The organism is Cupriavidus sp. GW822-FHT03E04, from assembly GCF_058801495.1.
This window is the reverse complement of record NZ_JBXANI010000024.1, coordinates 108,469-122,893: the sequence shown is the minus strand read 5'-3', so window position 1 is coordinate 122,893 and position 14,425 is coordinate 108,469. Positions and strand designations below refer to the sequence as shown.

Below are 14,425 nucleotides of genomic sequence, written 5' to 3'. Positions count from 1 at the left end.
TCAGGGATGCACGCCGCAGGGACTGCGAGGGTGGCGAAATTGGTAGACGCACCAGGTTTAGGTCCTGACGCCAGCAATGGTGTAGGGGTTCGAGTCCCCTCCCTCGCACCAAAGTCTTTTTTACGTCACTTATTCGCCTCGTTTCAACTCCCGCATTTCCGCATCACTTCAGCCTGCAAAGCTAGGCCCCACAAGGCTTAGCAGGTGATTTGTGGCAATCGCCTCGTTGCACTCTGCTACTCCCATTTCACTTATCATCGGCGCTCCGGCCCCATAGCAGCCCCACGTTCGGCCCCCACGAAATGGCGCACTTTGCGGAGTCCGCAACAGGCTGGCGCGCGCAGGGGAAGGTGGCCACCATGTTGCCCACCTGGGAAGCAGCCTTCTGAAGCCCATGGCGCCGCAGCAGAAGCCGAGCGTCTTGTATTTGCGGCGGATCTTGCGAACACCTCGGCTTTTGTTGACTATTCTTTGCAATCGAAATTGGTTGATGCTGGTAGCCTGTTTGCCCCCGACGCCCAAATTCGATTGCCGACCAATGATCACCGTTCTCGCCATCGCCGTTGCCTGCGGCGCATTTCTCAGGCTTTGCGTCGCGTCCCCGTATGAAGATGCATTCGGGCTGGGGAAGTGCGATGTGGGCGGCCTCAGTGAGGGTGTGGCGCAGAGTCACGATAGTGACGGTAACGGTCAGTGGCCGAGCACTCGAGGCATGGCGGCGGATCATTGAATTGCTTCGCATCCCGTGTTCGCGATGAGGTGGATTGCGACTGGTATGCTGTCTCGAAATCAATAGCTCCCCTGCGAAACGAGCCATGAAACCCATTCTTTTGCTGCTGATCACCTGTGGCGCACTGCTCAGCGGCTGTGCAGTGCTTCCTTATGACGATGGCTACGGCGGTGGCCAAGGCAACGGCTGCCCTCCCGGGCAAGCCAAGAAGGGGAATTGTCGAGTTGACCAAGGCGGGAATGAGTCCTTTTGCCCGCCTGGGCAAGCGAAGAAGGGCCGCTGCTGAATTGCGCGCGGCGATCACTTCGTCTCTCCCTTGGCGATTGCGGCGCGCATGGCGGCGTCCATCTCCACAAGGCAAGCCGCGTCAACTATCGCTATAGCCTTGGTGTTTCCGGCCCGACGCAACCACCGATACCGCTCGGCATCGCGCTTGTCCTCGCTGGGCTGCTCTGCGGCCTTTTCGGTGGCATCACCGATATGGTCGGCGGCCATTTTCGTCACGTCACGAGAATGGCCGGCCAAGAGGGGCCGCAAGGCATTGGGGCCGCCAGTTAGTCCGCGGTGCTCATATTGACCGCAGACAAACTCGATAACGCGGGTCTGTTCATCCGTCAGCACGTGGCCGCATGTCTCGCAGGAGATATCGTCGTAGTTGGCTATCCTATTGGGGTGTTCGCACGGCGCCGGCGAGCGGCGCAGTCCGGGCACGGATCAGTCTGGTAGCCCGCAATCGGCGCCGACGAAGCCGCTGATCTCGCCTCGGCCATTGCACATGCTGCATACCGGCGGCGCGGGCCTCTGCGGCGACGCGAACGCGCTTGGCGTCGGCAACCATCTCGCGGCCTCACGCTCAATTGGTATGGCAGTCATTTGCATTCCAATATGCTCGCGGCACTGCATTTGGGAGGTTTACGTATCAGGATGCCGGCGAGACGCGCACCATCAAAGGGGCGTGGGTAGCAGCAACGATTGGATCGGTGCTTTCGGAGTCTCCCCGGGCCCGTGTGCCTGCTGCTGGAAACCATTGTCGCCAGTCCTATGGCGCATTTCCTCTTGTGGGATTTCCGTATTTGTCGTTTCGCCACACCACCCCGATCCAGCGATCTACATTCCCCCATAAAGGGCTATTGCAGACACCGCCAGCGCGTCGGAGACTGAGCATCACTTCACTCTCATGAAGCTGACATGGAAGCCACAAAAGTGCAGGGCGACGCCGCCAAGAAAAACGCCATGCGCGCCGAGATGCTTCGCGCGCAGGCGAGGCGGTTCATGAAGTTCGTGGGCGAATGTCTTGCTCAGGAGGGATTCATGGCCCGCGCCGCGGTGGAAGGCCCAGCTTTGCCGGGTGACGAGAGAGAGAGTTTCGAGCTCAATACTAGCTTCGGCCGCGTTTATGCCCAGTTCGGCTTTGCGAAGTGGGATGGACGCCTCGTGGGGCGGTACCAATTCTCGCGCTTCATTCTAGGCGCGGATGAGATGATCCGGCTGGTCCCATTCCACGTGATTCTGATCGAGGATCAGGGGAACGCAACCTTTGCCGAGGATGGCTTCTTCGAATGGAAGATCCCAGATAGTCCGGATAGCAACTACGGTCCGGCGCTCGTCGGCTGTTTGCTCCACGGATTCCAGGAGTCGCTTCCACAGATAAAGCGACCACAGTAGAACCAGAACCGATTTGCCGGAACGCAGCCACCTTCGGGTGGCTTTCTCTTTTCCGCAGCCCTGACCGGCTGCTGCTCTTGGCCACCTCCGGGTGGCTTTTTCGTCTAGGGCGCCAGCGTGCGCACCAGTCTCGACTTCAGCGGCCAAGGCCTAAATGCGAGAATCCAGACGCAGGCCAGAGGCCCAAATACAGGTATCAGGGCTAGATACTCGTAGCCCGACTCGAAGCGAGCCGTCCGGAAAACCTTCCGGAATGGGAAGAACCAGAGCGCCTCGAAGACGAGAAAGCCCAGCAGGAAGATGCTCATAGCGGCCTCATGGTGCGGTGCACACGTTGGAAGCAGTGTACGGCCGGTCTGCGTTCTTTGATTCCCCAATATTGGGGGATCGTTTGGGTTCCTCGAATGACTCCCCACCCCTCAGCATTTTCTCCACACAAAGCCAGTTTCCGCGCTGTCCGGATAGGCAGCAATGACGCAAAGCCATGGCTCGCCCCGAGCTGGCTTCTTCTTTGCCGGGGTCACAAATGCCCGAACCAATTGGCGGCGCTGCCGTAGCCGGCGCGGCGGTCGTGCAGAAGTTCGGGCTGCAGGCCCGGATGCACGACTACATCGGCCTGGTGGCGCTGTTCGGCGTTGTGTTCGCCTGCGGCCTGCCCGACTGGGCCATCGTGCGCTGGCTGTTCAACTTCATCGAGCGCCGGCGCGACAAGGACCTGGGCGAGCTGGCGCTGCGTGCCGGCTACGAGGTCAGGCTGAAGGCGGCGGCAGGGGTGTGCAGATAGGCTGTGTAGGGTGACGCATGACGGCGTGCCCTGTCCCGCATACTTGCCTCACTTGGTGCGAGGCGTTACGTAGGGCGTAACGAGTTCAAAGCAATCAAAAAGCACTGCAGATTTTTTCGCCTTGGAATCATAGGCATGAACCTCGATGCATTTGTACGCGCTTTCGCCCCTTTGGAGGAAGAACGTTTCGGTTGCTACCCCGATTGGAGTCGAGTCGTTCGTAACCGCGGCAATGCCGTAACCACGTGCAACAAGCTCGGATAGCGACAACCCAACGCGCTGCCATTGGCTGTCAGGCGCTTCAACTGCTTGAGCGGATAGCGCGGCTGTAGCGAGGAAAAAGGAAGCGATACGGAGGGCTTTCATTGTGAAGTCGCAGTTGATTCCACCGGGGGATGCGGTCATGGCGCCTTCCTTCGTGGCGCGAGTGGCGCCGCCTCAGTTTCCATCATATGCGCAGGAAACGGCAGCCTCAAATCTGAGGGGCCCCTGGCGTGACGAGCGCGCGGCGGCATACTGAGCTCCGGTGGGGTTTCTGCATCCGTTGTAGGCGCGGCCGCCGCCGGCCGCCAGAGGGCGGGGTCCCACAGGCCTTCCAGGACAGGTTGTACCGCACAAAAATTGCCGCGACCTGGGAGGCGAGTCGCGGCACTGCGGCTGATCGGGGAAGGGGGGCGCCGAGTTGCCGGTGGGCGTGCCTGTCGTCTCGGTTTAGGATCGTTCCTGATGACTTCTTCGTGGCGTCCCATTGGCAAGCGCCAGCGGCCGCTGTTTGCGTATAGGTGCCGGACATCCTGGTTGGGCTATGAATGCGACCCTCCATACGCACCTGATTTCCGAGCCAGTGGCTCGCTTCGATGGAGATGCGCTCACCGCTTACGCTTCCGGATTCGATTGGGTAGTTGCCCGGTTTTCCACCGATGCTCGGCTGGACGGCCGGCGCAGATAACGAGACCATGGCGCCTGCGCATCCGTCCGTAGCAAGCCCTGGCGGACGCCGCTTCAGAGGCGACACCGCCGGGCCATCGGAAGCCTTATTTGACCTGCGGAGAGCTTGCCCGATTCGATCCTGTAAGACTGCATGCCTGCTCGACTGCGCGGCTCACCCGTGCCGGTATCAGTCCACTTAAACGCGAAGCGAAACCAGGCTCGATTATCTTCGAATGAGTGGTCATGGACGACGACATATATGCCGGGGCGTTCTTGTTGGACCTTAGCAATCTCTGCGTAGTCCTCCCGCGTTACCGTCCGATTGCCTTGTTCATCGTGTCGAATGTGGTGCGTTCCTACGCAGTCGGGGACGAGATCAAACCGGCCCTCATGCCAAACGCTCTCCCAGCGGTCGAATAGATCGGCCGGGTACCTTCGGCAGCACTTCTCTGGCACGCGCGGCTGTGAGGCGATGCTTCTCTTGGGTCCGTTCCCACGTTGGTGAGCGCAGGATCACTTCTCGCCTTGCGCTCTTGAGGTGGGTAAGGGAGGCTGGTTGCTCATGGCATTGCTAATCTATTTAAAATCAATGACTTGTTGGATTCTCTGGCCGCGCAAGCACCCGCAGGGGGGTGATTCTCTACCTTGTCAGGCGAGAGCTCAGTTCGCCGGCGTTCTTGCTGTCCGTGCGTTGCGCCTAAGATGCGCGGGTGAGGGCGCCAATGGTCTTGTGATGCACACGTTACGATTTCGTAACGTGTCGGCGCGGGGGGGCGGGATAGACTGAATCGCATAGGTCCTCATACGTGGGCTATAGGAGATCGAGATGCGGAAGATCAAGGTGTTCGCCAGCTTGGCGCTGGCGGCGTGTACTCTCACTTCGATTGCGGGCTATGCCCAAGATAGGGGGCCTGGCGGCGATGATCGCGGAAGGCCACCCATGGGTCATGATCAGGGACAAGATCACGATAGCCAGCACGGCTACAGCGACCGCGGCCGGCATGGTGACCACCATCAGCAAGGTGACAGAGGCTGGGAAGGTGACAGGGGCAGGGAACAGATGGACGAAAGGTATGGCCCTGATCGTCGCGCCGATCGTCCGGGCCCTGGCAGCTGGCACAAGGGTGAAAGGGTCCCCCCGGAATACCGTCAGCGTCAGTACGTGATCGATGACTGGCGCGCCTATCGGCTGTCGCCTCCGCCGCGCGGATACCAGTGGGTGGGCGTTGGCGGGGATTACTTTCTCGTCGCCGTTCCGACCGGCGTGGTCTTCCAGGTGGTCATCGGGCGCTAGGTTGCGCACAGCAAAAAGCCCGCCGGGTGGCGGGCTGCGATGATTTGACGATAAGCCCTTAGTGTCGATGGATCAGGCGGTCAAACCATGTCTGGACGGCACGCTGTTGTGCCGATAGCAGGGTCGGATCATGTTCGCGGAGCACCCAGACAACGATCGCGCATAGCGCTAATCCGACGAGCAGGACGACTAGCGAGGCAACCATGGCGCCTCCTATTGGGTGACTATACAACCAGTGTAGGCCATTCCCGCCGTGCCCGAGCGTGTCAAGTCCTGACATAGGTTGACACGGACAAGAGCCTGCGCCTTAGGCGGGGCGACGCATTAGAACGTCAGTTCTGACTCAAGTGGGGTCCACCCGCGAGCGCCGTGGGTCTTCATGTCAACCGCCTCCATTTCCTTGCCTTGCCCCTGGCAGTACTCGTTGGCACGACGCAGGCTGCTGGCCTTGATTAGATTGGCTCAAACCGGCCCGGTGGAATGCCCGCTCCTCCGTTTTGTGGAGAGTCAAGCAAGGGAACGCGCCACGCGCAGCTGCGATGTAGGCGGCCGCGTTGCGGGTGCCTTCTGCTCAATAAAAGGTCTCAGGCTGGCCGCATGCGGCCTACGCGCAAATCCCGAGGCGGCAGGCGCATCCCCGACTTGCTGTCATGGTATCTCGCAACGACGAACCGCCTGTAGGACGAAATCCGGCATGAAATCAGTGCGCACCCGATAGCATTTGCGTATGGCTTGAAGGATGCTGAACTACCCAGCTCGGACAAGCCCATGCTGCTCTTTGTGATCGTTACCCTTGCGGCAATTGGGGTGATCGCCATTGTGATTTCCCTGATGAAATAGTGTCAATGCTCCGATCCAGTTCCCCGAAGACCAGACGAGGCTAACGGGGGCGCCAGGTCGGCGAGCATCGCGCCAACGGCCGGTACGCGGGTCGACTCCTACTACAGCGGGGAGTCCCACATCTGCAGTCTTGGTTTCCAGCGACGGCGGTTAATTTGACGTGTCGCTCAATGCAGCCATTCGTTGAGAGAAGCTGCTTCAAGATGAAGTCGGAGTGGCCAGTCTCAGCGCGCGGTCGCGGATCCTTCCTAGGAGATGCTATGGCTTTCAAATACACCTTCATTGATGTAACCAACGCCACGCCCGCCGGCGCCCCCGTTCTCGTGGCTGAACTGACCGCAGACGCGCCCATCGCGCATCTCGCTATTGGTGCGGTCATTCGTCTGCCGGACGCTGGCGGCAAGCCTTGGCTGGTAAAGGAACTGAGCCTGAGCCCGACGATCCAGGCGAACGTGGTCGGCGCGGACCTGGCGGTCTTGGTCTATGTGACTGCCGAGTAGGCCTCCGGCTTTCGCAGACATCCACGAACGCGCTGTGTGGCTGTCACGCAGCAATTCCCAGCATCTTTGCCGGCAGTGGCGGGTACTGCCGAACCTGACCGCATGCCGAACAGGATGCTCCGGCGGGTACCACGGTCAGCCTGCCGCGGCTTGGAGCCGTCGAACTCGCGCGCCCGCTCCGGATCCCGGCAGGCCAGCCAGTCATCCTATTCCGCCCGCGGCACAATCACCGTCATCCGTTTTTCCTTGCCTGGGGCGTGGAGGCGGTTCATGAGCGAATGCCTGTACGCCGCTCATGGGGCAGATCATGTTGTCCGAGGGGGGGCCGCCGACAGTTGGCTGCCGCAATGCCGCTTGCATGACGAGTCAACGATTGCGAAAATCGCGAGCGGTTTTGGACGATGCTGACGAACGCGCGTCGCAACAAGGGCTCAAGAAACAACCCATGAAAAAAATGACAACGCTTTTTCTAGCGTTAACGGTCGCCGGCTGCGCAAGCTCGGCGGCGCCGAACTTCGTGAACGGAAGATATTACATGGCAGGCGATTCGACATGTGAGCGATACAGGGTTCTTTCGCCAAGTCGAATCATGTGCTTTAACTCGGACGGTCAGGCAACCGGATACAGAGACGCCATGACCGATCAGCAGTTGCAGATGTATCAGTTCAATCAGCAGATGACTGTCCAGCAAATGCAGCAGCTCAACGCGCAATTGCAGCAGCAAAACCAGCAACTGCAGCAACAGCAGAACGCATGGCGTCAAATGCCGCAATACGTGGCGCCGCAAGCTGCGCCTCTGACACCACAAGACGGCAATCAGATCCGGTGCATCAACACTGGGCCGGTTACTCGCTGCCAATATTAATGACGCATTGCGCCGCCTCCAGGGCCGCAAACGCAAGCCACCCGCGATGGTGGCTTTTTTTATGGCTGCCGGCCCGTTGTCGGCGCTCGCAGTAAGCGCTATTTCGCTGAGCCGCCCGGCTCCCAGGGCGGGTTGGGCTGCGCCTGGTCATAGGCAGGGCTGGGTGGCCAAAGTGAGCGCCAAGGGCAATCAGCGGCTTGCCAGCACCGTTGTCACGCCAGCGCCGGGCACGCCGTATCGGGTGTGGGCATAAAAAAAGACCGGCCGAGACGGGAGATCCTTGCCGGTCTTGCGCAGAAGCAGGAGCGCAAAGGGGCACAGCAGATGCCGTGCGGCGCGAATTAAATCAAATTAAGATCTGGTATGCAACAAATTTAATTTGTAAGAGCGAGATGACAAGATGTCCCTAAATTCAGTCAAAGCTCGCCATGTGCCGGCTTCTCCATTTTTTGGGGCCTTGGCGGCCGAAACAGCCTTCCGGGCCGCCACTGGCCTGTCGCCGGCGCTCTCCGCGCGCTGGCGGACGCAGGCAACCGCCTGCGGGCTACGGGCATAGACGACGGGAGAGCCGTTTTCCAACGCGACCCCAATTTGACAGGATGCTGTCAATTAGGTAAAAATGACAGTATCCTGTCAAATTGATGGGTGGCTCGGCGCTTTGGTGATGCGCCCGGGCAAGCTATTGATGCTGTCTATTGCACTGCTGATCCCAGTTGCCGAGGGTTCACCAATTTCCCCGCGACAGCCGCGGAATCGATACAGGAGATCACGATGAAGCAGACAACAGTCGCTGCAACGCAGGGCAATCTTGCGCTGCTTGAAGCGGGTGACGGCACCGATCTGCCCGTGCTGTTCCTGCATGCGGACTCGGGCAGAGCAAGCCAGTGGTCGGAGATGCTCAAACGCATCGGGCGACGCAGGCGGGTGTATGCGGTTGACTCACGGGGAAGCGGAGATAGTGCCCCTGCTGCGGATGGTGATTATTCCTATGCGGGGCGAGCACAGGACATTGGCGATACAGCCGCGTCCTTGAAACTTGATCGGTTCATTGTCGTGGCACACAGCGGCAGTGGTGCGGCTGCGCTGGAATATGCTGCCAGGCACGCGGGCCGGGTGGCGGGACTGTTCCTGCTTGATCCTGCGACGGATCCACGGGCGCTTCCTGCTGATGTTCGCGCCGGGTTTCTTGAGGCCCTGAATGGGCCTGCGAGCCTTGATGTGCAGCGGGGGTTTTATGCTTCGATTGCGGGCAACAACCCACAGGTAAAGGCCAGAGTGTTGGAAGACTGTGCTGCGGTTGACCCGGCAGCCCGGCTGGGATTTGCGGCCGCGTTCGCAAGCTGGAATCCCGAAGCTGCGCTCGATGCATGGAAAGGCCCCATTTTTCTCCTGGTCAGCAGCGCAAACGACAAGCCAAGTGCGCTCCATGCGCTGCGCCCGGCGTTGCCGCATGCCGTGGTGGCCGATACCGGGCACTGGATACAGCTCGACCAGCCCGATCGCGTCGAGCGAGAAATCCTGCGTTTCATCGCTAGCGTCCAATAGGAAGGAGTTCGGGAATGACTGTCAATAAGACCAAAGCGGGCATGATTCTGACGGATATTGTGCTGATGGTGTTCCGTCTCGAGGGCGGTTTCATGGAAGCAGCCGAACAGATCGCTGCGCCAGCGGGATTGACGGCGGCCCGTTGGCGCGTTCTTGGAGCCGTGCTCCATGAACACCGCACTGTCGCGGAGATTGGGCGCTTCATGGGGCTAACCCGGCAAAGTGTGCAGCGTCTAGCCGATGTCCTGGTAGGCGAGGGTCTAGCGATGTTTATCGACAATCCATCACATAAATCCGCCAAATTGCTCGCCCCAACCGCCGCAGGCCATTCCGCTGTGGCGCTATTGGCAACGCGTCAAGCGGCCTGGGCGAATGCAGTCAGTCAGAAATTCAGCGCTGAACAGCTCATCCAGTGCAAAACAACGATCGAAGAAATCATCTCTTGTGTCGAGGCGACGCCAATTAGCCCCGGCAAGCGATAAGCGAGGGCGCTGGTGCTACGGTAGAACGCCCATGCGCAACTTCCTCTATACGCTTGAACCTGCCAAGGAGAAGCTTGTCCCGCATTGAATCGCGCTTCTCGATTCAACGCCCCGACTGCTTGTCAGATTTCTCCGTGCCGCGTCTCATTTTCAGGCGAGGAATTCGACAACCCCACCGTTTAAGTGGTACATCGCTCCGACAATTTTTAATTTTCCATCTTTCTCCATCGGCGCCAGCACGCTACTCCCGTTTCGTATTGCGTCGATCGTGCGCCGAACATTGGTTTGTGCCACCGCATCGACAAATTCATCATTCTTGCTGCTTCTGTCACCAGAGTACTGCGTTTCATCCACAGCCGGTCTGATCTTGGCCAAGAGACCGGTCAGGTTTCCCAGTTCAACGTGATCAATCGCGCCCTTGATTGCCCCGCATCCTGTGTGCCCCAGCACCAAGATAACTTTAGCGCCGGCCGCTGCACAGGCGAACTCCAGGCTTCCAATGAGATCGTCATTGACAATATTGCCCGCGACACGCGCGTTAAAAGTATCGCCAATTCTCGTGTCAAGGATGATCTCGGCCGGAGCCCGGGAGTCAATGCAACTCAAGATCACCGCCGCTGGATACTGCCCGCCGGCAGTCACTCTTTTTTGTGCCAGATAATCGTGGGGTAGCATCTTCCCCGAACGGAAACGTCTATTTCCTTGCTTAAGGCTCTCGATAATCTGGTCCGGTGTCAATTTGTCCCGCTCGGACTTCGATAGCGCCGCCGCGTAAGCCGATTCAACGCCCCCCATGGTTCCCGCCAGCCCAATGGCTGCGACGCCAAGCGCAGTCTTCAGTACGGTACGTCTTCCAACGCTGTTGGAGGACGTCGCTGGACAACAGTCAGTCTTCTTGTGCATTTCATCCTCCGCAAACAACCGCAAGGCGATCGTTGTTGCCAGCATCGCGGTGCTGTCGTGCATGGGCGATTCTCTTGGCGCCGGCTCCCGGATAGGCAGCAGCAGATCGCCAAGCCACCTGCTTCGCAGCTAGCCCCAAACACATGGTATTTGAAGTGAGGTTCCCAGGCTATAGGACTTTGGTCCATTGGGGGGGGGGGCAGGTCAGCGCGGACGATATCGCTTCGTTTATACAGAAGCGGAAGCCGGACTCGCGCGGAAAGTTCGGGGATGAGGCGGCAACTCAGATCTATGTGCCTGAGCGCCAGGCAGGCATGCCGCTCGAGTTTGCCGGCGCCGCGTATCGTTTTGGGCACGCAAGAGAACGGGGACGCTCATGGCCTCGGCACGGCGGCGTCGCTCCTATTCATTTGCCCGGCTGAGCCCGGGCTGTCGACGGATTCAACGAGGTTTTGCTTCCACCGCCGCCGTAGTCCCGCGAAGCTCCCGCAGTCTGCGCAGCGGTCAACTCTTCTCGCTGATGCCCTGAAGTGGCATTGCTATAGCGCTGCGTAATGGCGCCGTTTACGCCAGAGAGCGAATTGCCCTGACCTTGTGCTGAGCCGTAGGCCGTGCTGCCGTGCTGCTGCGAGGCGGCGGCATAGCCACCGTAGCCAGCCGATCCGGAAGATTTGTAGGCCGCGAGTTGGGCGTGAACTGCGCCCGGCACCAACATTAGAGCAAGAATCGGAGTAATTCTCATGCTGCATTCCGGTTGGGTGAAAGGGGGGGGGGCGGCAAGGTGGTTGCTACACCCTCGAGAGAGGGCAAAGGGGCAATCCGTCGCCGCTATTGATTGTGGTGCGTCGCACCAGTTTCAGTACCCCGCCGTAGAGGGGAGGGCTGAGCGCGTTGCGGCGTGGGCTATATGGCGACGAGGGAGATAGCGCCGGCTGGGCATCCGGAAAGAATCGCCCCAAGCAGGAGAGTGCTGGGGCATTACGTGATAGCGGGTGACTTCGCCGTGCACGTTGGATGCTGGCTGCTAAAGCCTGTGCCAAAATCGGGATTTCGGCGATGAGGAAGGAATGAAACGATGACTGCAAATCGCAGCACCAGTCTGGATATCCGAAGGCTTTCCCCGGCGGAATGGCGGCAAGCTTTTCCTGTCATCACGCAATTGCGCTCGCTGGATGAAGCCGAGTTCCTGCGCCGAGCCCGCCGGCAATCGCATTCTGGCTACGAGCTTGTTGGCGCTTTTCAAGGCAGCAAGCTTATCGGCGTGATGGGGATGCGGCCCGTCCATACGTTGGCGCGCGGGGCACACCTGCACGTCGATGACCTTGTGGTCGATGCGCAAGCGCGGGGAAGTGGTGCCGGTCACGCCCTGATGGCATATGCGGAAGCCGACGCGCGTGCGCGCGATATGACTGCTGTGTTTCTCGACGCACGGCCGGAGGCCATTCCCTTCTATGAGCGCGAGAGCTATGTCCTCCATCCTGCTCCCTCGATGAAGAAAGTGCTCCGATCCTCCTAGTGGCCATTCCATGGAGGTAGGCAGGCGTGTCGGGTCCTCGACGCCAGCCGCCAGAGCATGATCAGCCTCTTATGCTCCTGGGGTCCCGCCCGTAGCTATTCCGCGTGCGGATCTGGCCATCCTGGCCGTGCACCAGGAGTTCCACCTTCTCGCGCTGTGCAATCGCCGTCGCGGCTTCCACCGCTTCTTCCTGAGTGAGGAAGTGTGCTCTTTCGCCCTTTGCCCCCTCGTGGATGATGTCCCACCCGTCGCCATGAGGCACGACGTGTACGTTGCGTTGCGGTATCGAATCCATGGTTGTCTCTCTGAGCAGTGCGCTACTGCTGTTTTAGGGGATGTTCTGTCCGCGGGATGGCGGGAGGTATCCGATATTTCGTCTGGACATCGGATGTCGCGCTATTTTTCCGGCTGTCCGACCAATACGTCGAGCGGGACGCGCAGCGCCGCCGCCAAGCTCTGGAAAACCTCCGGGCTGCCATCGCGTTTGCGGTTTTCTATCTGGCTAAGGTAGGGCTTGCTAAGGCCTGCCGCTGTCGCCAGCGCATCCTGGGTCATGCGGCGATATTCCCGCCATGCCTTGACCGGGTTATCCCCGGCGAGTTCGGCGTCCAGGATGGCGGCGGGGATCCGAAAGGTGTTGTCTTGGGCCTTGGCGTGGTCTGGCAGCGTGACATCGCCCGGATCCTCGACCCGGTGCTTGATCCGCTCCCACACCTCAATAGGCACTACCGCGAACTCGGGGTGGCCGTCACGTTCGATGAACTGAATATTGATCATGGAAAGGCACCTCCTCGATGGGCGTTCCGCGGCATTTGCGGGCATGGCTTGGGCGGCCGGGCCGATTGCCTGGTGAACGCGATCGTGTGCATCTTCATGTTAGCCATTGCTGCTAACAATTGTGCAAATATTGTTTGCTGGTTGCCGTCGCACCCGATGCGCGGAACCTTGATCTTTGGCCGGCGTCGCAACCCGTCAACCCGTCAACCCGTCAACCCGTCAACCCGTCAACCCGTCAACCCGTCAACCCGTCAACCCGTCAACCCACCAAAACGTCCTCGCCCACGATCGCATCAATCTCCGCATACGACCAGTCCGACTCCTCACCCACCGCCAGCTCCAGATCAATCCATGCGCGCTTGATCAACGGCTCAGCCCCCAGCCCGCGTCGCGAAACGACCCGGATCAACCGTCCGCCGCGCGCTTGTATGAACTCAGCCTCTGCTTGCGTGGACACATCGGGGACCACAACATCGCGGCCATCGAGCCGGGCCAGCGTTTGCGCGAAGTACCTGACCAATACATCCGGATCCATCGGCGCACGGTTCCATGATTCCCGAAGCGTGCGCAGCAGTTGGGCAGGTGACTTGCCCAGCGCCGGGATGACGTCATGGAGTTTGGCCAGGCCGAAGTATGTCTCATGGATGCCCGCACAGGCCTGGATCATGTGGCGCAGCGGGGCGTCGAAGGTGATGACGTGGAAGGCGTGGTTCCCGCAAGCCAGGTAGTTCGTGATGAGGTCCTGGCCGGAGCCCGGGCGGCCGCAGAGTCCTATGAGCATGAAGTTTCCTTGGTCGTGCAGCTTCAGGGAAGTCGATGCCAAAGATTACCTATGGGTAATTAAAAAGGCAAGCTCGACGGGTAATCGAGATGCCCCAAGAGGATCGTGCGGAGCGCGGGGTGATACATCCTGCAAGCCGGAAGTCGCGCTGATCTCAGCTTGCGGACGTTTTCTTGCGTGGCTTGGCGGGTGTTTGTGTGCCGCTTTCGTGAACGGCGTTGCTGGCTTGCTTGAATGCCGTGCTTCTCCCGTCGGTCTTCAGCACGCGGGCAGTTTTGGTGCTTTTCTTGTATTTACGCACCGATTGCACGGCTTCGACCTGCGTGATCAATTCGATGGCCGCGAGCATCCTGTCGATGTCTTCGTTGCGCAAGCCATTGATCAGGCGGGCGAATCGGGCGGCTATCTCGGGCGGCAGGGATTCTTCTTTTGGGGGTGCGGCGGCGTCGTGCGCGTCGCCGTCCAGCCATAGGCGAGGCAGGCCGAGCTTGGCTTCGATGTCGCGTGCGAGATGTTCGCCGATGCGTTTTTTTCCGGCTTTGCCTGTGTCCGAGAATATGCGGGAGAAGTATGAGGGGTCGCGGTCTAGCCGGTCTGACAGGCGCGCTATGGAGCCGCCAAACTGTTCGGCCATGATCTGGGCTAGGCGCTGTTGACGCGTATCTTGAATATCCATGGCCCATTAAACCTGTGCATTACCTGAAGGTAAATTTTCTGTGGGTACTTCAAATTCAATGACTAATGGGTAATTTAATGGGTGGTTTATGCATCAGGAGGCGCTTTCCGGCCATTGATGAATGGCGTGAGAGGCTG

The 14,425-nt window shown here is 59.7% G+C and carries 17 protein-coding genes and 1 tRNA gene; 9 read left to right on the top strand and 9 right to left on the bottom strand.

The window, feature by feature from the left end; translation table 11 throughout:
* The first annotated feature begins 24 nt into the window (after positions 1-24).
* Positions 25-111: transfer RNA gene (locus AC1RQC_RS30315), tRNA-Leu, on the top strand.
* A 919-nt stretch (positions 112-1,030) separates the two neighbouring features.
* Here the strand turns inward: AC1RQC_RS30315 and AC1RQC_RS30310 are convergent.
* Positions 1,031-1,441 carry a hypothetical protein gene (locus tag AC1RQC_RS30310; protein WP_492370678.1) on the bottom strand — a complete coding sequence of 137 codons (411 nt, stop codon included), beginning with the start codon at positions 1,439-1,441 and terminating at the stop codon, positions 1,031-1,033.
* Positions 1,442-1,918: 477 nt separating this feature from the next.
* Between AC1RQC_RS30310 and AC1RQC_RS30305 the strand changes: the two genes are divergently transcribed.
* Positions 1,919-2,395: a hypothetical protein gene (locus AC1RQC_RS30305; protein WP_492370677.1), complete on the top strand. Its 477-nt coding sequence runs from the start codon at positions 1,919-1,921 to the stop codon at positions 2,393-2,395.
* 104 nt (positions 2,396-2,499) lie between these two features.
* Here AC1RQC_RS30305 and AC1RQC_RS30300 read toward each other — a convergent pair whose 3' ends face one another.
* On the bottom strand, positions 2,500-2,703 hold the full coding sequence (locus AC1RQC_RS30300; RefSeq protein ID WP_416048276.1) for a hypothetical protein: 204 nt from the start codon (positions 2,701-2,703) through the stop codon (positions 2,500-2,502).
* Positions 2,704-2,921: 218 nt separating this feature from the next.
* Here AC1RQC_RS30300 and AC1RQC_RS30295 point away from each other — a divergent pair, with 218 nt between their 5' ends.
* On the top strand, positions 2,922-3,179 hold the full coding sequence (locus AC1RQC_RS30295) for a hypothetical protein (protein WP_492370676.1): 258 nt from the start codon (positions 2,922-2,924) through the stop codon (positions 3,177-3,179).
* Positions 3,180-3,227: 48 nt separating this feature from the next.
* On the opposite strand, the gene AC1RQC_RS30290 is transcribed toward AC1RQC_RS30295, so the two are convergent.
* A complete protein-coding gene (locus AC1RQC_RS30290) occupies positions 3,228-3,584 on the bottom strand; it encodes a hypothetical protein (protein ID WP_492370675.1) in 357 nt (118 codons plus the stop codon).
* 1,351 nt (positions 3,585-4,935) lie between these two features.
* Here AC1RQC_RS30290 and AC1RQC_RS30285 point away from each other — a divergent pair.
* From AC1RQC_RS30285 to AC1RQC_RS30265, 5 genes are all read left to right on the top strand, one after another.
* Positions 4,936-5,403, top strand: a complete 468-nt coding sequence (locus AC1RQC_RS30285) for an RcnB family protein (protein ID WP_492370674.1) — start codon at positions 4,936-4,938, stop codon at positions 5,401-5,403.
* 1,100 nt (positions 5,404-6,503) lie between these two features.
* Complete coding sequence (locus tag AC1RQC_RS30280; protein WP_416048280.1) at positions 6,504-6,743, top strand: hypothetical protein; 240 nt, start codon at positions 6,504-6,506, stop codon at positions 6,741-6,743.
* 445 nt (positions 6,744-7,188) lie between these two features.
* The gene (locus tag AC1RQC_RS30275; protein WP_492370673.1) at positions 7,189-7,608 is read left to right on the top strand and encodes a hypothetical protein; all 420 of its coding nucleotides are present in this window, start codon (positions 7,189-7,191) and stop codon (positions 7,606-7,608) included.
* 771 nt (positions 7,609-8,379) lie between these two features.
* The gene (locus AC1RQC_RS30270) at positions 8,380-9,153 is read left to right on the top strand and encodes an alpha/beta fold hydrolase (protein WP_492370672.1); all 774 of its coding nucleotides are present in this window, start codon (positions 8,380-8,382) and stop codon (positions 9,151-9,153) included.
* Between the two features lie 14 nt (positions 9,154-9,167).
* Positions 9,168-9,635 carry a MarR family winged helix-turn-helix transcriptional regulator gene (locus AC1RQC_RS30265; RefSeq protein WP_492370671.1) on the top strand — a complete coding sequence of 156 codons (468 nt, stop codon included), beginning with the start codon at positions 9,168-9,170 and terminating at the stop codon, positions 9,633-9,635.
* A 150-nt stretch (positions 9,636-9,785) separates the two neighbouring features.
* On the opposite strand, the gene AC1RQC_RS30260 is transcribed toward AC1RQC_RS30265, so the two are convergent.
* Both AC1RQC_RS30260 and AC1RQC_RS30255 read right to left on the bottom strand, forming a co-directional pair.
* Positions 9,786-10,538 (bottom strand): carbonic anhydrase family protein, encoded by a 753-nt coding sequence (locus AC1RQC_RS30260; RefSeq protein WP_492370807.1) that lies wholly within the window; start codon positions 10,536-10,538, stop codon positions 9,786-9,788.
* Positions 10,539-10,944: 406 nt separating this feature from the next.
* Positions 10,945-11,280, bottom strand: coding sequence for a hypothetical protein (locus AC1RQC_RS30255; protein ID WP_492370670.1), 336 nt, complete (start codon positions 11,278-11,280; stop codon positions 10,945-10,947).
* Positions 11,281-11,613: 333 nt separating this feature from the next.
* Here AC1RQC_RS30255 and AC1RQC_RS30250 point away from each other — a divergent pair, with 333 nt between their 5' ends.
* Entirely contained in the window at positions 11,614-12,054 is a 441-nt protein-coding gene (locus AC1RQC_RS30250) for a GNAT family N-acetyltransferase (RefSeq protein WP_492370669.1), read from the top strand.
* A gap of 61 nt (positions 12,055-12,115) precedes the next feature.
* Here AC1RQC_RS30250 and AC1RQC_RS30245 read toward each other — a convergent pair whose 3' ends face one another.
* The 4 genes from AC1RQC_RS30245 to AC1RQC_RS30230 form a co-directional block, all read right to left on the bottom strand.
* On the bottom strand, positions 12,116-12,349 hold the full coding sequence (locus AC1RQC_RS30245) for a DUF2188 domain-containing protein (protein WP_492370668.1): 234 nt from the start codon (positions 12,347-12,349) through the stop codon (positions 12,116-12,118).
* Positions 12,350-12,450: 101 nt separating this feature from the next.
* Complete coding sequence (locus AC1RQC_RS30240; protein ID WP_492370667.1) at positions 12,451-12,831, bottom strand: helix-turn-helix domain-containing protein; 381 nt, start codon at positions 12,829-12,831, stop codon at positions 12,451-12,453.
* Positions 12,832-13,090: 259 nt separating this feature from the next.
* Positions 13,091-13,654 (bottom strand): hypothetical protein, encoded by a 564-nt coding sequence (locus AC1RQC_RS30235; RefSeq protein ID WP_492370666.1) that lies wholly within the window; start codon positions 13,652-13,654, stop codon positions 13,091-13,093.
* Positions 13,655-13,766: 112 nt separating this feature from the next.
* Positions 13,767-14,288, bottom strand: a complete 522-nt coding sequence (locus AC1RQC_RS30230) for a hypothetical protein (protein ID WP_492807564.1) — start codon at positions 14,286-14,288, stop codon at positions 13,767-13,769.
* Between the last annotated feature and the right edge of the window lie 137 nt (positions 14,289-14,425).